Raw genomic sequence first — 19,903 nt, 5'->3', positions numbered from 1 at the left:
CGATTGACGGATGAGCATCAATTCTCGCAAATGAGAGGGTGTGTTCGTCACGCTGGAATTGTCAGGTTGAGTCCCTTCGCGCCCCCCTCTGTCCTGCCGGACATCTCCCCCACTTGGGGGGAGATCGGCTGTCATCACCGCTTTCGCCTACTTTGGACATTGCAGGCCAGGTCTCAGCGGCGCGGCCGACTGATCTCCCCCCAAGTGGGGGAGATGTCCGGCAGGACAGAGGGGGGCGCCACAGAACGCAACGCTGACAATTATCATCCGGACCACCCCCATGAACTGGGATGACGTCCGCATCTTCCTTGCCGTGGCCCGCGCCGGCCAGATTCTGGGCGCCGCCAAGCGGCTCGAACTCAACCACGCCACCGTCTCGCGCCGCATCGCTGCGCTCGAGGATGCGCTGCGCACGAAACTCTTCCGCCGCCTGACCACCGGCAGCGAGTTGACGCCGGCCGGCGAGCGCTTCCTCGACATTGCCGAACGCATGGAGGGCGACATGATCGCCGCGCGCTCGGCCATATCGGGCGAGGGTGACGATATCTCGGGCACGGTGCGCATCGGCGCGCCGGACGGCTTTGGCGTCGCCTTCCTGGCCAGGCGTCTCGGCGCGCTGACCGCCCTGCATCGCGAATTGACGATCCAGCTCGTGCCGGTGCCGCGCTCCTTTTCGCTTTCACGCCGCGAAGCCGACATCGCCATCACCGTCGAGCGGCCGACCGAAGGCCGGCTGGTGGCGGGAAAGCTGGTCGACTATTCGCTCGGCCTGTTCGCGTCGCGTGCCTACGCCGATGCCAATGGCCTGCCCAAAACCGCGGCCGAACTCGGCCGGCACACGCTCATCGGCTATGTGCCCGACCTCATCGTCAGCCCGTCGCTCGACTACGCGGCCGAATTCAGCGCCGACTGGCGCACCAGCTTCGCCATCTCCTCGGCGCTCGGCCAGGCCGAAGCGGTGCGCTCTGGCGCCGGCATCGGCATCCTGCACACTTTCGTCGCCCGCTCGATGCCGGAACTGGTGGCCGTCGATGTGGTGGCGCCCATCCGTCGCGCCTACTGGCTGGTCTATCACGAATCGGTCAGGCCGCTGCGCCGCATCCAGATCGTCGCCAGCTTCATCACCAAGGCGGTGGAGCGCGAACGGGGTTTGTTTACCTGATTTCGCAAAACCAGCACACAATGTGCCGTTCAAGGCGAGTCGAGAACGAACGAATTCACCACACGCTCAGCCTTGTCCGCCAGCGGCGCCCACATCTGCGCAACCTGGTCGGCGCTCTCGCCCATCACGCTGCAATTGACATAACCGTAGCGCGCTCCTCGAACCGAAAAAGCAAACCTGGAATGGCCATGGAGGCGGGTATCCTTGTCGATAACCGTAAAGTCCAGATCGGCAAGACGCACAGGATAGCCGTCCGGAAACCTTGCAAGCTTATCATTGCTGAACTCGGCTGTGCTGTATGATCTACCTATCATCCACTTCCAGTCGTTCATCGACCAGTCCTCGATGAGCTTGCGTGGATCGGCCGGCGAGCCGGGTCCGGATCGATTGTAAAGCGAGGCCGACACCATGCAGGTAAGACTCTGATCGTTGGATTCTATACTCAGCAATATCGCCTCGTCGGCAGGCGGCTCATTGATCCATTCCTGGGGAAAGGTCAGCGAAAATCCGTTAGCCCGGTCATGGACCATCTTGTCCGCAGCATCGGCCCCCGCAGCCCAGGGCAAAAATCCAACAGTCATGACGAGAAGGCAGATACGCATGCAGATGCTGGTCCCCAAATCCTTACGGGTTCTGCCCTTCAGGCAGATCCTCCCAAAATCACAATAACACAACAGGCCGCAAGCAATGCCGCCTTTTCCTTGCCACAAAACCGGCCAGTGTGGCATCAGGCATGCGGCCACCGGCCACGGCGCGGGCCGCCGGGTGGGGAAATCTTTCAGAAAGCTGGCGCGGATAGACATGCGAGCCGTTCTTGCCATCCTGCCGCTGCTTTTTGTCTCCGCATGCGCCAATCCGTGGACCAAGGTGCCCGAAGCCGAATTGCCCAAACCGATCCGCTCCGCCATGGCGCGCCCCTCGCCTTTCGTCATCGGCAACTATTGCGGTCCCGGCACCCGCACTGGCGATCTTTCCGCGCGGCCGGTCGATCGCCTCGATGCCGCCTGTCAAATCCATGACGCCTGCTACATCGCGCGTCACAATCATTGCGACTGCGACGGCGCCCTCGTTGCCTCGGCGAGGGCGATACGCGATGACAGGACAGCATCCCGCAAGATGCGTGGCGAAGCCGAACTGCTGATCGCCACCTTCGCCGTTCCTATCTGCAAGATCTTCCCACAAGGCTTCATGCCGCCCCGTGATCCCGCGCAGTTGAGCGCCATGAAGCCCGGGGCCACGGGGTGAACGTCCGCGCATCCGTCATTCCTGCCCTGTTCGCACTGGCAATCCTTGCCGGCTGCGCTGGTGCGGGCCGCAATGCCTGCGACCTCTTGCCGGGACAGGAGGCCTGCGCGCGGCCCTCGCTGTCGGCCAGCACGTCCGGGCCGCGGATCGCGGCCGCGCAGTTCTTCGGAGATGCCGGCGCCAGCGACTACCAAAGACGGTTCCTGGCGCTGCTCGCCCACAACCAGCTCGATGCCCTCGATCGCGCCAACGGCACCGGCCCGTTCGGGCGCAACCGCCGCGATGCCCACAATCGCGACTTCCAGGCGACCTATTCAACGCTGCAGCAACTGGCCGGACCGGTCGCCAATGCGCATGTCCAGCCCTCCAGTGGCGGCAGTGGCGGGGGCCAGTTCGACGGACGCTGGCGGGTGTCGCGGCAGACGCTCTACATCGATGCGGCCGCACGGCCCTCGGCATCCAAGACGTTCGAATTCTCCGGCCTGCAGGCACGCAGCACCGAGATCGTGCTGCGCCAAGCCGGCAAGCAACCGGTCGACATCGAGGGCACCTGCGACGGCACATTGGCGATCCGCGCCGCCGGAGCCTCGCGCACGATCGCCGCCGGTACGGAATTCCGCTTTCGCCTATCGGGCGAGGACGACACGGCCAGCCTGTTTCCGGGCGACAGCCTGAACCGATGCACGGCAAGGATCCGCTCCAGCCTCGTCCCGGCCGGCGCTCCGCTCACCATCCTGCGCGAGGAGACCGCCGATCCCGGGCTTGCTGCCTTCGACAGCCGTTACCAGCGTTGCCCGGTTCCCGACGGCGCCGGCCTCGACGCGCTTGAACGCGCCTTCTATGCCAGCCGTTGGCTGTCGCAGACCTGCGCCTTGCCGATCGGCGAGCCCAGCCTGCTGCGCAAGTCGCGTGACGGCTTCAACGCCAAGGTCGAGGCGCTGATGGGCGCGCCGCTGTCCGACGCCGCCATCGACAAGGGCGATCCGGAACTGCCGCTCGATTTCTCGAAGGCGCCAAGGCTGAAGCTGATCTATTTGTCCTCGCTGGAGTTCAAGGCCGACTTTTCCGGCCGCATCATCGAGCGGCTGATCCGCCATCATGCCGCCCTCGGCACCAAGGTGCGCATCATGGTCACCGACGTGCTCGAGCGCGAAAAGGACGACGCCATGCTGCACCGGTTGGCGGCCGAATTCCCCAATGTCGAGCTGCAGGAATACCGCTGGCGCGCCGACCATGGCGCGCCGATCGACGAGCAGATTTCACAACTGCACAAGACCCATCACATCAAGATGCTGGCAACGCTGGCGCGGGATCCCGCGCGCTCCCGCGTCATCATCGGCGGCCGCAACATCCACGACGGCTTCCTGTTCCATCAGCCGATCGACCTGTCGCGCTATCCGGACCTGCAGCAATACGGCAAGACCGATGGCCTGTCGCTGAACTACTATTCGAACTGGAGCGACTTCGATATCGAGTTCGCCGAAAATGCGACGGTCGACACGCTTGCCGCGCATCTGTCAACAATATGGTTGCGCGACGCCGACACCAACCTGTCGCGCCCCTTCTCCATCCCGGTCCGCGCCGATGGCCGCCGCCCGTCCGGCAATGCCCGGCACTTCATTTCAGTGCCCTATGAGGACGACCATGCGCTGGAGGACTATTTCGTCGATCTGATCGATGCCGCCCAGCACCATGTCCAGATCGTCAACCCCTACCTCAATCTGACGCCGAGCCTCGCCCACGCCTTCGACCGGGCGCTCGCCCGCGGCGTCAAGATCGACATTGTCGGCCGCATCGACCTCAAGGGCGATATCGGCGGCAGGTTCCTCACCGCGCTCAACAAGCTGTTCGTCGAGCAATATGGCGACCGCATCAACATCCGCGAGTTCAAGGCGTCGGACGTGGTGCTGCATTCCAAGATCATGATGATCGACGAAAGGCTGGTCGCCATCTCCTCGGTCAACCTCAACAACCGCAGCTTCTTCCACGACTCGGAAAACGGCATGACGGTGCTCGATCCCGCTTTCTACGTCAGGATGAAGCCGATCTACGACGACTACCTCGCCCACTCGAACCCGGTCCCCATCAATGTGACCATCCCGTGGGCCTACCGGCTGCTGTTCGACGAGGAGTGGGTGAAGGAAGCGTTTTGACACCCGATCGGTCATGCCGATGAACGGCGCCTCGGCTATTTCAGATAACGCTCCTGCGCCAGTGCGCGCACGTCGATATCCGGCACACGGCTGGAGATGATGTCGGCCAGAACCTTGGCCGAACCGCAGGCCATGGTCCAGCCGAGCGTTCCATGGCCCGTGTTGAGATAGAGGTTGGAAAGCTCGGTGCGGCCGATCAGTGGCGGCCCGTCCGGCGTCATCGGCCGCAGCCCGCACCAGAACGTCGCCTCGCGCATCGCGCCGGCGCCGGGAAAGAGATCGCCGACCGAATGTTCGAGCGTGCGCCGCCGCGATTCGTGCAGCCTGAGGTCAAAGCCGGAAATCTCTGCCGTGCCGCCGACGCGGATACGGTCCCCCAACCGGGTGATCGCCACCTTGTAGGTCTCGTCCATCACCGTCGACACCGGCGCCACGGCGGCGTCCTTGATCGGCACGGTGATCGAATAACCCTTTACCGGATAGACCGGGATCGACCGCTTCATACGGCGCATGAAGCCCGCCGAATAACTGCCCAGTGCCATGACATAGGCATCGGCGGTCTTGAAACCCTTGCTGGTGCTGAGGTTGGCAATGCGGTTGCGGCTGCGGATGACGCGCCAGATCGTCATGTCGTATTCGAACTTCACGCCGCGCGCCACGCAGAGCTCGGCCAATTTGTCGGTGAACATCTTGCAGTCGCCGGTCTCGTCATGCGGCAGCCTCAGCCCGCCCACGAACTTCTCGCGCACGCCGGCGAGCCCCGGCTCCGCCGCGATGCAGCCGTCCTGGTCGAGGATTTCATAGGGCACGCCATATTTCTTCAGCACCTCGACATCGCCTGATGTGCCGTCGAGCTGTTTTTGCGTGCGGAACAGCTGCAGCGTGCCCTGCGTCCGCTCGTCATAGCTGATGCCGGTCGCTTCGCGCAGCGCCTTCAACGTGTCGCGGCTGTACTCGGCCAGCGGCACCATGCGCGATTTGTTGATCGCGTAACGCTCGGCGGTGCAGTTGCGCAGCATCTTGACCAGCCATGTCCACATGTACGGGTCGAAGGCCGGCCGCACCACCAGCGGACCATGCTTCATCAAGAGCCATTTGATCGCCTTGAGCGGAATGCCGGGCCCGGCCCAGGGCGAGGCATAGCCGGGCGAAATCTCGCCGGCGTTGGCGAAGCTGGTTTCCAGTGCCGGGCCTTTCTGCCGGTCGACCACCGTCACCTCGTGGCCGGCCTCGGCGAGATAATAGGCCGTGGTCACCCCAATGACACCACCGCCCAGCACCATGATCTTCATCGTTCACTCCTTATGCCGCGTCTGACGTCCATAGACACGGCCCACTTGCGATTTGCACATGATCGCTGGCGAAAATCGTCCCCGATCTTCGAGACCACGCGCCGTTGCCATTCACGCCGCCGAGGGACCGGGGTCGTCATCCTCTGTCTGCCGCATTCCGGCCGCCGCGCCAAGAGGCTGGATCGGGGCTGCGGCGCTGTAGACGAGAGTCAATCCATGCGGCCGATATCCGCCAGCCGAGGCTTTCTCCCCGGCTTCCCGCCGCGCGGCTTCCGGCTGGTAGAGCACCGTCTTGATCCGGATCGCCTCCCGCCTGCCATCGGGGTGCTCGATCGATGCCGTCTGGCCCTGCGCCATGCCGAGCATGCAGAGCCCACGCCTTGTCGCCACCGACAGGCTGGAGCCGACCGGCCCGCGCACCTCGTTCTGCACCAGGGTGCGCGTCTCGGCCGCGCCGGCATCGACGCAAAACACCACCCTGCTGTTCAGCGTCACGATATCGGGTTCGACCGAATCGACCGGCACGACGCCGGCATTGGCAAGCTTCTCTTCGATCATCCAGACGATCGGATCCGCGAATGCCCGCCGCCGCTCCAGCATGACTTCGAGCACGGCGAAATCCTTCGTCGTCAGGCGGCAGCTCATGTTCCTAATCACCGCCTCCACGATCAGCGCCCGCTGCCGGCAGGGATATCGACGGCCTCCACGGTCACCGACAGTTTGCGGCCGCCACGACCGTTCCAGCACACCGCCTGCCCGACGCTGACACCGATAAGCGCCGTTCCCATCGGCGTCAGCACCGAGATCCGGTTTTCGGCAATGTCGGCTTCGCCGGGATAGACCAGCACGATGCGCTGTGTGTCTCCGCCTTCGCCGCGGACCGTCACCGTCGAACCCATCCGCACCACGCCATCCGGCATCGCCGCCGCGTCTTTCACTACCGCCCGGTCCATTTCCGAGAGCAGCTCTTCGGCCGTCTCGGGCGCGCGGTCGAGCAGGGCCCTTGCCAGCCCGGTCAACCTGTCATGGTCGGTGTTGCTGATCAGAATCCGGCTCGATGGACGCAGTCCCGTTGCATGTTGCATGGCAAACCTCATGGATCGGCGCATCGAACGGATGCGCGCCTGCCGCCGCGCTGATTGCGGCTTGATGAAAGCCGGCAGCCGCGAAGGGCCGTACGGCTTGATGACGATTGTGGATGTATGGATGCCCCGGTACGGACGGACGCCGAAAGGCGGCCGCGCCGGGGCTACGATCCCGCGATCGGGCAGACCCTGAACAAGGTTCTGATATAAGCGAGGTAGCTCATGCCCCGACCCTTGCCGACAGGCGCCCGCTTGTCAAGCGCGGCCAAACCGCTCAACCGCCGATATAGTGCCGGTGAAAGCGCGGGCCGAGACTGGCCAGGATTTCATAGCCGATGGTGCCAGCATGGCCGGCGGCATCGTCGACGCTCTGCGAGGGGCCTAGAAGCTCGACCAGATCGCCTTCGCGCAGTTTGCCGGGTTGAAGGGCGGAGATGTCGAGAATGATCGAATCCATCGACACACGCCCGAGGAAAGGCAGACGCGCGCCTTCGAACCAGGCCGCCGAAGCGGAGCGTCGCAGCCAACCGTCCGCATAGCCGAACGAAATCGTCGCAAGGCTCAGCGGACCTTGCGCGTGATAAGTATGGCCATAGCCGATGCCGGTGCCTTTTTCGACGCGGCGCGTCTGCGCCACCTTGGCCTGCAGCCGCACGACAGGCAGCATCGGATTGGGTTCGTCGGGCGTCGGATTGATGCCGTAGAGCGCCGCCCCCGGCCTGGCGAGATCGTAATGGTAGCCCTGCCCGAGAAAAATGCCGGACGAATTGGCAAGCGAGCCGGGCGCCGCGGGCAACATGGCGCGCAGCCGTTCGAAGGCCAGCCGCTGTTGTTCGTTGGCTGGATGGCGCGGCTCGTCGGCGCAGGCCAGGTGGCTCATCACATATCTGACGTCGATGCCATCGAAAGCGCCGGCATCCCCGGCCAGCGTCCCGACTTCGGCCGGCGCCATGCCAAGCCGCGACATGCCGCTGTCGACCTGGATGGCGGCCGGCAGCCTGCGGCCGGCGCGATGCGCCGCCGCGCGCCAGGCTTTCAACTGCGCGCCACTATTGATGACCGCGCACAGGCCGGCCGCCACCGCTTCCGGCTCGGAGCCCGGCGGCAGCCCGTTCAGCACGTAGATGTCCGGTCCAGTCCCGACCATCTTGCGCAGATCGATGCCTTCGGCCAGTAGCGCGACGAAGAAGATGTCGCATCCCTCTCTGGTCAATGCCGATGCCACCTGCGCTGCGCCAAGGCCATAGCCGTCGGCCTTGAGCACGCCGGCACAGCGCACGCCTGCCAGCCTTGCCTTCAGCCGCCGGTAGTTTTCACGAATCGCGCCAAGATCGATGGTCAGGATGGCCCCGGCCGCCGCTTCGCTTACGGCGGTGACGTCATCGGGCAGCAACCTTGTGGGGGCGTCGTTCATGGCGACCCTCCTTTTAGCGGATAGAACATCAATAGGACCGCGGGGCGGGCGCGGCAACTGCGGCCGTTCGAACCACGGCCCGCACCCATCCTGCTACGGTACGAGGTGCCGGAACGCCGCTACCACGTCTTCATAGACCTTGCGCTTGAACGGCACGATCAGATCGGGCAGGTCCTGCATCGGCCGCCACGACCATTTGTCGAACTCGGCGGTGTGGCCGCCCGGCGGCGGATTGATCTGGATCTCGCTGGTATCGCCGTGGAAGCGGAAGGCGAACCATTTCTGCGTCTGGCCGCGATAGCGCCCCTTGAAGGCGATGCCGACGAGGTGGTCCGGCAGATCATAGTTGATCCAGTCCGGCGCTTCGGCAAGCAGCGAGACGCTGCGCATGCCGGTCTCTTCATAGAGCTCTCGCTCCGCCGCCTGCAGCGGCTCCTCACCCTTGTCGATGCCGCCCTGCGGCATCTGCCAAAGCTGCGTGGTGCCGGCGAATTCGCTGTCGGGTTCGGCGATGCGATGTCCGACCCAGACCAGGCCCTCGCCATTGAGGATCATCAGCCCGACGCAGGGGCGGTAGGGCAACGTTTCGCGATCGATCGTTTTGGCCATGAGCAATGCGTTCCAGCCGTCTTGAGAATTCGCTCCGGCAAGGCGGGCGGCGAGTGGTTTCGAGGAGCGGAAGCACGGAAAACACCGCCAGATGCCCGCCGGAGCAGAGGTACCAGGATGGCTGTTAGCCTTTTTGCGGGTCTATGGCCACCGCTGAAATCGGCACGATCTCGATGCCGCGTTTCTTGGCCTCGGCCACCCATGACGACACCGTGTCGACGGTCAGGTCGAAAGCCGAGCCGATGCCGACGGCAGTGCCCTTGGCGCGCGCGGTCGCCTCCAGACTGTCCAGTTTCTTCAGGATGGCGCCGCGATCCTGCACCGCGTCGATCGCCATGTCGCCGGCGACGAAGGGCACGCCGTCCTTCAGCGCCAGGTCAGGTGCCAGGCTGCGCGCCGATGAGCCGTCGTCGATATAGGCGAGGCCCCTTTTGCCGAGTTCGGCCATGAACGGCTCCATCGCCGCCGTATCGGCGGAAAACCGCGCGCCCATATAGTTCATCACACCGGTATAGTTCGTCGTCCGCGACAGCGCCCAGTGCAGGCTTTTCAGGTTCTCTTCGGCACTGGCCGCCACCGTCAGCGTGTTACGGCCGGGATTGACGTTGGGATAATCGAACGGTTCGAGCGGCACCTGCATGACGATCTCATGTCCGCTCTGCCTGGCCGCCTGCATCCAGCGGCCAATGCTGTTGCCCTGCGGCGCGAACGCCAGCGTCACTTCCGGCGGCAATTTGGCAATGGCCGCCTGGGTGCCGGTCTGCGACACGGCAAGTCCGCCAATGACGATCGCCACGCGGGCACCGCGGGCACCGGACCAGGGCCGCGCATAGACGTCGAACGGCCGCCGGCCATCGGCGGAGCGCATCGGCAAGGGTCCGGTTTCGCTGGCTTCGATCAGCGCCTTGTCGGGAATATGCGCGATCTTCAGGTTCTGGCCGACGGTCGATGGGTCGCGAATGACGATTGGCGCCCTGGGTGGGCCATCGCCTTCTTCCGTCTGCACATGGATGATCTGCGGCCCACCGGTCTTCGCCGGCGTCTCCACCTTTGGCGTCGCTGCAGGGGCCAATCCGGGAGGCGACGCGGCGGGCTCGCCCGCCGCAGTCACCTTCGGTGTCGAGATGGCGACTTCCTGCGGCTTGCGGAACGGCTTTTCCCTGAGCGCGATCGCGGCCGAGACGCCGACCACCACCAGCACGATCGCGCTCGCCGCGATCACGCCCGCGCTGACCCTGCGGGCGGCACGCGGCGCCCGGACAGTCTGTCCAAGCGGGCGTTCGATGTCCTTGCCGATATCAGCCAAGCCCTGTCCCCGGTGCGCATGGTTCCGAAGGCGGCTCCCTTCGAGACCACGCGCGCGAATTCTTCAACCCTGGCGCACCCGTGGCGCCGCATCTGGAGGCCTCGTCCCGCCTCCCGAATCAAACTGCCGGAACCTTTCGATCCCGGCAGCATTGCATTGCTTCGTTCAGGCGGCCAGACCGGCTTACTGGTTGAGCACGGCCTTTTCCGGATTGGGCGGGAAGGCCGGATCGGTCTTCTGGCCGCGCAGCAGCTGCTCGGCATAGATGAGCTGCAGGTCGTCCTTCGGATCCGGCGGCACATAGGCTGCGGAGCCGGAGCCGGTCTTGCTCTCGTCGGCGCCCTTGATATGGCCCTTGAGATCGGACTCGCCGCGCGTCAGATCCCTGCCCTGCAGTTCCGGCGGCAATGGCTGGTCGACCTTGATGTCGGGCGTGATGCCCTTGCCCTGGATCGACTTGCCGGACGGCGTATAATAGAGCGCCGTCGTCAGCCTGAGCGCACCGTTCTCGCCGAGCGGAATGATGGTCTGCACCGAGCCCTTGCCGAAGGACTGCGTGCCGACAACCGTGACGCGGCGCAGATCCTGCAGTGCGCCGGCGACGATTTCAGAGGCGCTGGCCGAGCCACCATTGACGAGCACGATCATCGGCTTGCCGTTGATGTCGTCGGTCTGCTTCGGCTTGGCGTCGAAGCGGGTGACGTCCTTGGGATCGCGGCCGCGCGTCGAGACGATCTCGCCCCGCTTCAGGAAGGCGTCGGACACGCTTACCGCCTGGTCGAGCAGGCCGCCAGGATTGAGGCGCAGGTCAAGCACATAACCCTTGAGCTTGTCGTCCGGCACCTGCTTCTTGATGGTGTCGATGGCGTTCTCGAGGTCGTCATAGGTCTTTTCGGTGAAGGAAGTGATCTTCATGTAGCCGATGTCGTTTTCGACCCGGAACTTGACCGCCTTGACCTTGATGATGTCGCGCACGACCGTCAGTTCGATCGGCTTGTCGGCGCCTTGGCGCAGAATGGTGAGCTTGATCGGCGTGTTGACCAGGCCACGCATCTTTTCGACCGCATCGTTGAGCGTCAGGCCGCGAACCTCTTCGCCGTCGATCTTGGCGATGTAGTCGCCGGCCAGCACGCCAGCCTTGGCGGCCGGGGTATCGTCGATCGGCGTGATCACCTTGACCAGGTCGTTCTCCATCGTGACCTCGATGCCGAGGCCGCCGAACTCACCCTTGGTCTGGACGCGCATGTCCTGCGCCTGTTCGGCGTTCATGTAGGAGGAGTGCGGGTCCAGCGAGGAAAGCATGCCGTTGATGGCGTTCTCGACCAGCGACTTGTCGTCGGGCGGCGTGACATATTGTGCCCGCACCCGCTCGAAGATGTCGCCGAAGATCGCCAGTTGCTTGTAGGTCTCCGACCCCGCAGCGTTTGCCGCCGAGCCGGGCGCGCCATAGACAAGGCTCATGGCGGATGCGCCCATCAGCGCACCGGCAAACAGAAGCGACAGTTTCCGCATCATTTCACGTCCTTCCAGAAAAACGGTCCGCCCACCATGGGGCCGGATCGACGGGTTTTCCATCCTTGCGGAACTCGACATAGAGTTCCGGCGTGGCATTTCCATTCTTCGAAACCGAGGTGCTTGCCACCCGGGCCTCTCCCATCGCACCGACCGGCTCTCCTGCGAGCACTGACTGGCCAGTCACGACGCTGATTCTGCTCATCCCCGCCAGAACGACATGATAACCGTCGCCGGCATTCAGGATCAAGAGCTGACCATAGGAGCGAAACGGCCCCGCATAAAGCACGTTCCCATCCGCCGGTGCGGTGACGATGGCTCCCGATTGTGTCGCAAGCATGTCGCCAAGCATCATTGCGCCGTTACCGTCATCGGAACCGAAGCGGCGCTTGATGCGCCCGGTGACCGGCAGCGCGATCTGTCCTTGCAGCGCCGAAAAGGGAGCTGCCGCAGCGAGCCGGTTGCCTTCGGGAACCGGCAATGCAGCCAGCGATGCTGTTTTGTCGCCGCCCGTCTGATCGTCACCCGCCTGGTTCGCGGCGGCGGCCTTCGCTGTATCCGCGGCCTTGCGGGTCTTGTCAGCCTGCGCCTCGAGCGATGCGATCAGATCCTTCAGGCTGTTTGCCTTGGCCGCCAGCTGCTCGGAACGCTGCTGTTCGGCCGTCATCTGCGCCTGCGTGTCGGCCTCGAGCTTCTGCTTGGCTTCCAGCAGCATACTCAGTCGCTTCTTTTCCGCCGCCTGGTCGCCGACCGCCGCCGTCAGCCGTGCCCGCTCGGCCTCGATCGAGGCCGTCACCCGGGTCTGCTCCTTGAGGTCGGCCAGCAGACTATCGGTTTGCTGGCGCAATTCCGGCACCACGGCGCCGAGCAGGATGGCGCTGCGCACCGAGGACAGCGCGTCCTCCGGCTTGACCAGGATCGCCGGCGGCGGGTTGAGGCCCATGCGCTGCAGCGCGCCCAGCACTTCGGCCAGCACGTCACGCCGCGCCGCCAGCGAGGCGCGGATCTTCTGCTGCTGGCCCTTGAGCCCTTCCAGCTTGGCACCGATATCCTCGATGTCCTGGCCAAGCTTCTGCTCGGTCATCGCCGACTGGATCAGCGCCGCGGTGATCGAGGCGTGATCCTTCTTGACCGCGGCGATATCGGCGGCGAGCTTCGCCAGCCGTTCCGATGACAGCGTGATTTCCTTGGAAACCCGTTCGTATTCGGCGCGGCTCTGGTCCGGATCAGGCGCCATGTCGAGCGTGTTCTCGGCCCGCACCGCATGGAACGACAAAAGAACCGCCGCCGCCGCGATGCCGCAGCGTGCGCGCCAGGAGGCCCTTCTCAATGAGCCCATTGTCGATTTCCAGCCTTCAGACATTCGCGATCGACTCTATCTGCGGCTTCGTTAACGAACCATCAACCATGTTGATTCGTGACGCCCCAAAACAGGCGGTGGTTTCCGGACCAACGGCATGTACCAGGAAATCCGTCCCCCACCACGTTTCTTGCGTGGCATTGGGGCGGAATTCGGTGCGACCCCGACGCTTTCAGGATCTGTGATAGGGATGGCCCGACAGGATCGTCGCCACCCTGTAGAGTTGCTCACCCAGCATCACGCGCACCAGCTGATGCGGCCAGGTGAGCGCACCGAACGACAGCACCAGCTCGGCCTGGTCACGCAGCGACGCATCATGGCCGTCGGCGCCGCCTATGGCGAGTACCAGCGCCTTGCGGCCGCCATCGCGCAGCTGTCCGATGCGATTGGCGAAATCTTGCGAGGACAGGTTCTTGCCGCGCTCATCGAGCAGGATCAGCGCCGTGCCCGGCTGCAGTTGCGCCTGCAGTCTCGATCCCTCGTCACGCTGACGCTCACCGGCGCTCTGCGCGCGGCCCTCCGCGATCTCGGTGATGCCGGCGAATTCGAGCCCCACCGCCGGGCCGCTCTTGGCGAAGCGCTCGAAATAGCGCTCGGCCAATTCCCGCTCGGGGCCGGCTTTCATTCGGCCCACGGCATGGACTGATATCTTCATCTCGCCTCTACAAGCCGCTAATGCATGTCACCCAATGACATGCATTAAATAATCGGCTTAGTGGAGTGTCTCTTCCTCGAGATCCGGCGCCTGCCACATCTTTTCGAGATTGTAGAATTCGCGGACTTCGGGGCGGAAGACATGGACGATGATGTCGCCCGAATCGATCAGGACCCAGTCGGCGCCTGACAGCCCCTCGACGCGCGCGGTGCCGAGGCCGGCATCCTTGAGCGCCTTGAGGAGATGGTCGGCGACAGCCGAGACATGACGGTGCGATCGGCCCGATGCGACGACCATGTAGTCGCCGAGGCTCGATTTTCCCTGGATGTCGATTGAGACGATGTTTTCGGCCTTGGAGTCTTCCAGACTGGCAAGGACTGTCTTGATGGCGCGGGACACGGCGTCGTTTACGCTGATCCCGGCCGGCGAAGGCACGATATCGGCCTTCTTCCGCAGTGCTGTTCTCAGTGTATTTCCTTTCGCAGCAAGAACAACCAAATCACCCCTGAAAGCAGGTGACACCACTTAGATAGGCAGAGTTCCGTTGCAGTTTCAAGACGGAGCTCCGACTCACGCGAACTCGTCGATTGCCGGGTTGTTCCATGCGGCAGGCAAAAAGATCGGAACCCACGCGTCCCGCGGCGGTTATCGGCTGACCGACCAACCGGAATCCCGCCATGCCGATCGACCCGCAAAACACGCTCCTCACCGTCCAGGCGGGCCTCGCGCAGCTCAGCACGCTGATCGTCTCCTATTCCTTCTCGGCCATCGGCGCCATCATCCTTCTGGTGGTCGGCTATATCGTCGCTGGTCTCGCGGAGCGTTCGATCTTTGCCGGCCTCGGCCATATCCACGGATTCGACCAGACATTGCGGCATTTCTTTTCGAAGATTGTCCGCTACGCCATCCTGATTCTCGTCGTCATCATGGTGCTCGGCCAGTTCGGCGTGCAGACCGCCTCGATCATCGCCGCGATCGGCGCCATCGGCCTCGCCATTGGGCTGGCGCTGCAAGGCACGTTGCAGAACATCGCCGCCGGCATCATGCTTCTGGCGCTGCGGCCGTTCCGCATCGGCGAATCCGTCGAGGTCGGTTCCATCGCCGGTTCGATCGAGGAAATCGGCCTGTTCGCCACGAAGCTCAGGACCGCCGACGGCGTCTACATCCTGGCGCCCAACTCGACACTGTGGAACCAGCCGGTGCGCAATTTTTCGCGCAACGGCGTGCGCCGCACCGACATCACGCTCAGCATCGGTTCGTGGAACGACATCGACGGCGCGCAGAAGACCTTGCTTGCCATTGCCGGTGCCGAGAAGCGCATCCGTCGCGAACCGGCGCCGATCGCCTTCGTGGCCAGCCTCGGTGACACCACCGTTTCGCTCACCTTGCGCTACTGGACCTCGGCGGCCGACTACTTCTCCACGAATATCGACATGACCAAACGCGCCAAGCAGACTTTCGATAGCCAGGGCATCTCTATTCCGCTGCCGCCGCCGGAAGCGCCGCCGCCGGAGGTCCGCAAGCAGTAAGCAATCAGTTGCCCCAGTGCCGGTCCTGTTCGTCCGGCGCGAAGGCAAGCTCCACCGGCAGCGGCGCCTGCGCCGTCATCGGTGCAAAGCTGCCGGTTTCGGTGGCCGGCACAGGACGGGTGGTGAACACGCGCAGAACCACGAACAGGCAGAAGGCGCAGGCAATGACGATCGTCACATAGATGAAGGCCTGCGTGCCGAAAACGGCCGAAAGCGCCGTGACAACGCCCGGTACGATGAAGCCCGCGAGGGACCAGGCAAACAAGAGCGAACTGGACAGTGCCACCATGTCGTCCTTGCTGGCACGGTCGGCGGCATGCGCGCTGGACAGCGAATAGATCGATTCCGAGGCGCCGTCCCACAAGACATAGATCACCAGCAGCGCCGCCAGCGCGCCGCCGTCGAAACCGAGCGCGAACATGCCCGACGCCGCGGCAAGCGCCGATGCCCCGATCAGCACATATCGGCGATCGGTGCGGTCGGAAATCCAGCCGAACGGAAGCTGCAGGATCAGCGTGCCGAGCGGCATTACCGAAAGCAGCAGCGCCACATCGGCCTGGCTGTAGCCCTTGGCCGTGGCGTGGATCGGAGCGAAGCCGGAAATCGACATCGACAGACCGCCGACCGCCAGCATGCCGGCAACGCCGACCGGTGAAATTCGCCAGGCCCGGCGCAGCGCCACCGAGGCCGCCTGCGGCGCCGGCGGCTGCGCCAGCCGCGTCATCCCGACAGGCAGGATCGACAGAGCGGTGAAGGCAATGCCGATCAAGGGCGCACCCGCCGTCTTGATGTCGACCAGCGCGAGCGTCGCATAGCCGACGCCGAGCCCGGCGACGTAGGCGACGTAGAAGAAGGCCATCACCCGGCCACGTATGGCGTTGGCGACCGCATTGTTCAGCCAGCTCTGCGCGACGATGAACAGGCCGCATATGGCAAAGCCGTAAAGCGCGCGCGCCGCGATCCACAACAGCGGGTGCGGACCCGCGCCGATGGCGGCATTGGACAGCGCGATCAGTGCCGACAGCACCATGAAGGCGCGGGCATGGCCGACCCTGCGCACCAGCGGTCCGGTCAGGATGCAGCCGGCAAGACCGCCGGCCGAAAGCCCGGTGACGATGAGCCCGGCCCAGGTCGGATCGAAACCCTCGACGCCGAGCCGAACGGGGATATAGGCGAACATCAGCCCATTGCCGATGGCGATCAGCGCCATCGACACGATGACGCTGGCGATCGCGATCAATGGCGTGGGCGCGCTGCCTTGCTCCGGCTCGGCTGTGGGGTGGTTCTTTTCCAACATGCCTGATCAGCATTGCTCACCGAGCCGCGAAAGGCAGCGGCAAAAGCGACATGGCCAGGCGGGCGAGGCGCAGGATTTCTCCTTCCCCGGGGGAGAAGGAAGAAACCTATTCCTTCGCCAGCTTGCGAATCGCGCTTGACGACAGCGACGAGCGCGGACCGTGGATGAAGGTCCAGGCCGGCGCCTTCATGCGGGCGAGCAGTGGTGCGTCGCCCTCGTCGATGCGCGCATAGTCGAAGGTTTTCGCAACGACCGACGACAGGAACGACAGCGTGGCGCCCGGCCGATCGATGACCGCGATCGGGAAGGTGAGCACAATCTCGCGCCAGCGCTGCCAGTGATGGAAATCGCGCAAACTGTCGGCGCCCATGATCCAGACGAACTCGACGCCAGGGTTGCGCGCCTTGACCAGCGCCAGCGTGTCGGCGGTATAGCGCACATGGTGCGCCGCCTCGAAGGCGGTGACCTTGATCTTAGGGTTCCTGGCGATCTTCTCGGAAAGTTCGATGCGTTCGGCGAGCGGGGTGAGTTCGCGCGCGTTTTTCAGCGGATTGCCGGGCGTCACCATCCACCACAGCTGATCAAGCGCGAGCCGCCGCAGCGCGATCTCTGCGACCAAGGCATGCCCGGCATGCGGCGGGTTGAACGAGCCGCCGAACAGACCGACGGCCAGGCCCTTTGCGGCATGGGGCATGTTGAGGTAGCGCGCGGGGACGGCGTCCTTAACCTCCCCCTTGTGGGGAGGGTCGATCCGCGAAGCGGAGCGGGGTGGGGGGAGTGCAGAATTCAGCGCTATGCCCCCATCCGGCTCGCTACACCAGCCACCCTCCCCACCAGGGGGAGGATAAAACCAGCGCTCAAGGCCGCACCTGTCCCGACCCGCGCACGCGGTATTTGAACGATGTCAGTTGCTCGACGCCGACCGGCCCGCGCGCGTGCATCTTGCCGGTGGCGATGCCGATCTCGGCGCCCATGCCGAACTCGCCACCATCGGCGAACTGCGTCGAGGCATTGTGCAGCAGGATCGCCGAATCGATCTCGTTGAAGAAGCGCTCAACCGCCTTCGCATCCTCGGCTATGATCGCCTCGGTGTGGTGCGAGGAGAAGGTCTCGATATGGTCGATCGCGCCACTGACGCCGTCGACCAGCTTCACCGCGATGATGGCGTCGAGATATTCGGTCACCCAGTCGACATCGGTCGCCGGCTTGGCATCGAAGAACACCTTCAGCACATCGGCATCGGCATGGATCTCGCACCCGGCCGCGCGCAGCGCGTCGAGAATCGGCACCAGATGGGTGGACACCACCGCGCGGTCGACCAGCAGCGTCTCAGCCGCGCCGCAGACGCCGGTGCGCCGCATCTTGGCGTTGACGGCGATCTTCACCGCCATGTCGAGATCGGCGGAGCGGTCGATGTAGAGGTGGCAGATGCCTTCGAGATGGGCGAAGACCGGCACCCGCGCCTCGTTCTGCACGCGTCCGACAAGGCTTTTCCCGCCGCGCGGTATGATCACGTCGAGCGTGCCGCCCAGGCCCTTCAGCATCTCGCCGACGGCGGCGCGGTCGGTTGTTGGCACCAGCTGGATCGCATCCTGCGGCAGGCCAGCGGCCTTCAGCCCCTCCACCAGGCAGGCATGGATGGCGGCTGACGAGTTGAGCGAATCCGAGCCGCCGCGCAGGATCACCGGATTGCCGGCCTTGAGGCAGAGCGCGCCTGCGTCCGCCGTCACATTCGGCCGGCTTTCATAGATGACGCCGACGACGCCGAGCGGCGTGCGCACGCGCTCGATATGCAAGCCGTTCGGCCGCTCCCACGCAGCGATCACGTCGCCGACCGGATCGCTGAGTCCAGCGATCTCGCGGATGCCGTCGGCCATGGCGCGGATACGCGCCGGGTCGAGTTTCAGCCGGTCCATGAAGGATGCGGATAAGCCCGATTCGTGGCCATTCGAGACATCGATGGCGTTGGCGTCGAGAATCTCCCGTTCACGGGCGATGATCGCCTCTGCCATGGCAACGAGGGCGGCGTTCTTGGCTGCGGTGGTGGCGATGGCCAGCGGTCGGGCGGCAGCGCGGGCGCGGCGGCCGAGATCGGCCACCGTTGCCACCATGTCATCCCCGGATTTTTCATGCAGCTTCAGCATGGCTCATCCTCCGCTTGTGTCGCCTCCGGCCTGACTCACCACAAGGTCGTCGCGGTGGATCATCGCCGAACGCGCCTCGTAACCGAGCACGGTTTCGATCTCGGTCGTCTTCAGGCCAGCGATCCTTACGGCATCGGCGGCATCGTAGGCAACCAGGCCGCGCGCGATCTCGCGGCCCTCGGGTGACAGGATCGCCACCGTGTCGCCACGCGAGAAATTGCCGCTGACCAGCTTGACGCCAGCCGGCAGCAGCGACTTGCCCGACTTGAGCGCACCGACGGCGCCGTCATCGACGGTGAGCCGCCCTGCCGGTTCGAGCTGGCCGGCGATCCAGGTCTTGTAGCCCTTGACCGGATTGGCGCTCGGCCGGAAGAAGGTCGCGCGCTCCCCGCGCTCGATCGCCATCAGCGGCGACAGCCGCGTGCCCGAAGTGATGATCATCGCCGTGCCGGCGGCGTTGGCGATCTTGCCGGCATCGAGCTTTGTGCGCATCCCGCCGCGCGACAGCTCGGACGCGGCGGCTCCCGCCATCGCCTCGATATCAGGCGTGATGCGTTCGACCACCGCAATGAATTTGGCATCGGGTTCGCGCGCCGGCGGCGCGGTATAGAGCCCGTCGATGTCGGACAAAAGGACCAGCAGGTCGGCGCCCATCATCGTCGCGACCCGTGCGGCCAGCCGGTCGTTGTCGCCGTAGCGGATTTCGGAGGTAGCCACGGTGTCGTTCTCGTTGATGACCGGCACCGCCTTCATCTTGAGCAGCGTCGAGATCGTCGCCCGCGCATTGAGATAGCGCCGGCGCTCCTCCGTGTCGCCGAGCGTCAGCAGGATCTGGCCCGATTTCAGGCCGCCCTTGCCGAGCGCGTCCGACCAGGCACCGGCGAGCGCGATCTGGCCGACGGCGGCCGCCGCCTGGCTCTCCTCGAGCTTCAGCGCGCGCTTGCCGAGGCCGAGGATGGTGCGGCCAAGCGCGATGGCGCCGGAGGATACGACGAGGATTTCAGCCCCACCCTGGGCGAGTACGGCGATATCGTCGGCAAGCGAATCCAGCCAGTCGCGCTTCAGACCGCTCGCGCGGTCGACGAGCAGCGCCGAGCCGATCTTGACGGTGATGCGCCGGTATTTCCTGAGCGACTGCAT

The 19,903-nt window shown here is 64.7% G+C and carries 19 protein-coding genes; 4 read left to right on the top strand and 15 right to left on the bottom strand.

What is annotated here, in order from left to right; translation table 11 throughout:
• The first annotated feature begins 280 nt into the window (after nucleotides 1–280).
• On the top strand, nucleotides 281–1,162 hold the full coding sequence (locus FJ548_RS16490; protein ID WP_140613388.1) for a LysR family transcriptional regulator: 882 nt from the start codon (nucleotides 281–283) through the stop codon (nucleotides 1,160–1,162).
• 29 nt (nucleotides 1,163–1,191) lie between these two features.
• On the opposite strand, the gene FJ548_RS16485 is transcribed toward FJ548_RS16490, so the two are convergent.
• Nucleotides 1,192–1,965, bottom strand: coding sequence for a hypothetical protein (locus FJ548_RS16485; RefSeq protein WP_246678684.1), 774 nt, complete (start codon nucleotides 1,963–1,965; stop codon nucleotides 1,192–1,194).
• On the opposite strand from FJ548_RS16485, the gene FJ548_RS16480 reads away from it, so the two are divergent.
• Both FJ548_RS16480 and FJ548_RS16475 read left to right on the top strand, forming a co-directional pair.
• Nucleotides 1,964–2,407 carry a hypothetical protein gene (locus tag FJ548_RS16480; RefSeq protein ID WP_140778413.1) on the top strand — a complete coding sequence of 148 codons (444 nt, stop codon included), beginning with the start codon at nucleotides 1,964–1,966 and terminating at the stop codon, nucleotides 2,405–2,407. The two genes, FJ548_RS16485 and FJ548_RS16480, sit on opposite strands and share 2 nt — an antisense overlap.
• The gene (locus FJ548_RS16475; protein ID WP_140778412.1) at nucleotides 2,404–4,560 is read left to right on the top strand and encodes a phosphatidylserine/phosphatidylglycerophosphate/cardiolipin synthase family protein; all 2,157 of its coding nucleotides are present in this window, start codon (nucleotides 2,404–2,406) and stop codon (nucleotides 4,558–4,560) included. The genes FJ548_RS16480 and FJ548_RS16475 overlap by 4 nt, the downstream gene beginning before the upstream one ends.
• 35 nt (nucleotides 4,561–4,595) lie before the next feature.
• Here the strand turns inward: FJ548_RS16475 and FJ548_RS16470 are convergent, their stop codons facing one another.
• The 10 genes from FJ548_RS16470 to rsfS form a co-directional block, all read right to left on the bottom strand.
• Complete coding sequence (locus tag FJ548_RS16470; RefSeq protein ID WP_140778411.1) at nucleotides 4,596–5,852, bottom strand: D-amino acid dehydrogenase; 1,257 nt, start codon at nucleotides 5,850–5,852, stop codon at nucleotides 4,596–4,598.
• 111 nt (nucleotides 5,853–5,963) lie between these two features.
• Complete coding sequence (locus FJ548_RS16465; protein ID WP_246678683.1) at nucleotides 5,964–6,497, bottom strand: nucleoside-diphosphate kinase; 534 nt, start codon at nucleotides 6,495–6,497, stop codon at nucleotides 5,964–5,966.
• Nucleotides 6,498–6,520: 23 nt separating this feature from the next.
• Nucleotides 6,521–6,937, bottom strand: coding sequence for a nucleoside diphosphate kinase regulator (rnk, locus tag FJ548_RS16460; protein WP_140613383.1), 417 nt, complete (start codon nucleotides 6,935–6,937; stop codon nucleotides 6,521–6,523).
• A 274-nt stretch (nucleotides 6,938–7,211) separates the two neighbouring features.
• Nucleotides 7,212–8,351, bottom strand: a complete 1,140-nt coding sequence (gene alr / locus FJ548_RS16455) for an alanine racemase (protein WP_140613382.1) — start codon at nucleotides 8,349–8,351, stop codon at nucleotides 7,212–7,214.
• Between the two features lie 93 nt (nucleotides 8,352–8,444).
• Nucleotides 8,445–8,960 (bottom strand): RNA pyrophosphohydrolase, encoded by a 516-nt coding sequence (locus FJ548_RS16450; protein ID WP_140613381.1) that lies wholly within the window; start codon nucleotides 8,958–8,960, stop codon nucleotides 8,445–8,447.
• 124 nt (nucleotides 8,961–9,084) lie between these two features.
• Complete coding sequence (locus tag FJ548_RS16445; protein WP_140778410.1) at nucleotides 9,085–10,266, bottom strand: divergent polysaccharide deacetylase family protein; 1,182 nt, start codon at nucleotides 10,264–10,266, stop codon at nucleotides 9,085–9,087.
• Between the two features lie 183 nt (nucleotides 10,267–10,449).
• A complete protein-coding gene (locus FJ548_RS16440; RefSeq protein ID WP_181165786.1) occupies nucleotides 10,450–11,781 on the bottom strand; it encodes a S41 family peptidase in 1,332 nt (443 codons plus the stop codon).
• Between the two features lies 1 nt (nucleotide 11,782).
• A complete protein-coding gene (locus FJ548_RS16435) occupies nucleotides 11,783–13,141 on the bottom strand; it encodes a murein hydrolase activator EnvC (RefSeq protein ID WP_140697432.1) in 1,359 nt (452 codons plus the stop codon).
• Nucleotides 13,142–13,310: 169 nt separating this feature from the next.
• Nucleotides 13,311–13,793 carry a 23S rRNA (pseudouridine(1915)-N(3))-methyltransferase RlmH gene (rlmH, locus tag FJ548_RS16430; RefSeq protein ID WP_140778409.1) on the bottom strand — a complete coding sequence of 161 codons (483 nt, stop codon included), beginning with the start codon at nucleotides 13,791–13,793 and terminating at the stop codon, nucleotides 13,311–13,313.
• 57 nt (nucleotides 13,794–13,850) lie between these two features.
• Nucleotides 13,851–14,228: a ribosome silencing factor gene (gene rsfS / locus FJ548_RS16425; protein WP_135902362.1), complete on the bottom strand. Its 378-nt coding sequence runs from the start codon at nucleotides 14,226–14,228 to the stop codon at nucleotides 13,851–13,853.
• Nucleotides 14,229–14,470: 242 nt separating this feature from the next.
• Between rsfS and FJ548_RS16420 the strand changes: the two genes are divergently transcribed.
• A complete protein-coding gene (locus FJ548_RS16420) occupies nucleotides 14,471–15,322 on the top strand; it encodes a mechanosensitive ion channel domain-containing protein (RefSeq protein ID WP_140613377.1) in 852 nt (283 codons plus the stop codon).
• A 4-nt stretch (nucleotides 15,323–15,326) separates the two neighbouring features.
• On the opposite strand, the gene FJ548_RS16415 is transcribed toward FJ548_RS16420, so the two are convergent.
• The 4 genes from FJ548_RS16415 to proB all read right to left on the bottom strand — a co-directional run bounded on the left by FJ548_RS16415 (nucleotide 15,327) and on the right by proB (nucleotide 19,903).
• Nucleotides 15,327–16,619, bottom strand: coding sequence for an MFS transporter (locus FJ548_RS16415; RefSeq protein WP_140778408.1), 1,293 nt, complete (start codon nucleotides 16,617–16,619; stop codon nucleotides 15,327–15,329).
• Between the two features lie 106 nt (nucleotides 16,620–16,725).
• Complete coding sequence (locus tag FJ548_RS16410) at nucleotides 16,726–17,313, bottom strand: nicotinate-nucleotide adenylyltransferase (RefSeq protein WP_140778407.1); 588 nt, start codon at nucleotides 17,311–17,313, stop codon at nucleotides 16,726–16,728.
• 163 nt (nucleotides 17,314–17,476) lie between these two features.
• A complete protein-coding gene (locus FJ548_RS16405; RefSeq protein WP_140778406.1) occupies nucleotides 17,477–18,763 on the bottom strand; it encodes a glutamate-5-semialdehyde dehydrogenase in 1,287 nt (428 codons plus the stop codon).
• Between the two features lie 3 nt (nucleotides 18,764–18,766).
• Complete coding sequence (gene proB, locus FJ548_RS16400; RefSeq protein ID WP_140778405.1) at nucleotides 18,767–19,903, bottom strand: glutamate 5-kinase; 1,137 nt, start codon at nucleotides 19,901–19,903, stop codon at nucleotides 18,767–18,769.

This window comes from Mesorhizobium sp. B2-4-17, from assembly GCF_006441275.1.
Lineage (GTDB): Bacteria > Pseudomonadota > Alphaproteobacteria > Rhizobiales > Rhizobiaceae > Mesorhizobium.
This window is presented reverse-complemented; position numbering and strand designations above follow the sequence as displayed.

Coding starts and splice junctions, on each gene's coding strand:
- FJ548_RS16490 (WP_140613388.1), top strand. CDS start 281: ATGAACTGGGATGACGTCCGCATCTTCCTTGCCGTGGCCCGCGCCGGC.
- FJ548_RS16480 (WP_140778413.1), top strand. CDS start 1,964: ATGCGAGCCGTTCTTGCCATCCTGCCGCTGCTTTTTGTCTCCGCATGC.
- FJ548_RS16485 (WP_246678684.1), bottom strand. CDS start 1,965: ATGTCTATCCGCGCCAGCTTTCTGAAAGATTTCCCCACCCGGCGGCCC.
- FJ548_RS16470 (WP_140778411.1), bottom strand. CDS start 5,852: ATGAAGATCATGGTGCTGGGCGGTGGTGTCATTGGGGTGACCACGGCC.
- FJ548_RS16465 (WP_246678683.1), bottom strand. CDS start 6,497: ATGAGCTGCCGCCTGACGACGAAGGATTTCGCCGTGCTCGAAGTCATG.
- rnk (WP_140613383.1), bottom strand. CDS start 6,937: ATGCAACATGCAACGGGACTGCGTCCATCGAGCCGGATTCTGATCAGC.
- alr (WP_140613382.1), bottom strand. CDS start 8,351: ATGAACGACGCCCCCACAAGGTTGCTGCCCGATGACGTCACCGCCGTA.
- FJ548_RS16450 (WP_140613381.1), bottom strand. CDS start 8,960: ATGGCCAAAACGATCGATCGCGAAACGTTGCCCTACCGCCCCTGCGTC.
- FJ548_RS16440 (WP_181165786.1), bottom strand. CDS start 11,781: ATGATGCGGAAACTGTCGCTTCTGTTTGCCGGTGCGCTGATGGGCGCA.
- FJ548_RS16435 (WP_140697432.1), bottom strand. CDS start 13,141: ATGTCTGAAGGCTGGAAATCGACAATGGGCTCATTGAGAAGGGCCTCC.
- rlmH (WP_140778409.1), bottom strand. CDS start 13,793: ATGAAGATATCAGTCCATGCCGTGGGCCGAATGAAAGCCGGCCCCGAG.
- FJ548_RS16420 (WP_140613377.1), top strand. CDS start 14,471: ATGCCGATCGACCCGCAAAACACGCTCCTCACCGTCCAGGCGGGCCTC.
- FJ548_RS16415 (WP_140778408.1), bottom strand. CDS start 16,619: ATGTTGGAAAAGAACCACCCCACAGCCGAGCCGGAGCAAGGCAGCGCG.
- FJ548_RS16410 (WP_140778407.1), bottom strand. CDS start 17,313: ATGCCCCATGCCGCAAAGGGCCTGGCCGTCGGTCTGTTCGGCGGCTCG.
- FJ548_RS16405 (WP_140778406.1), bottom strand. CDS start 18,763: ATGCTGAAGCTGCATGAAAAATCCGGGGATGACATGGTGGCAACGGTG.
- proB (WP_140778405.1), bottom strand. CDS start 19,903: ATGCAGTCGCTCAGGAAATACCGGCGCATCACCGTCAAGATCGGCTCG.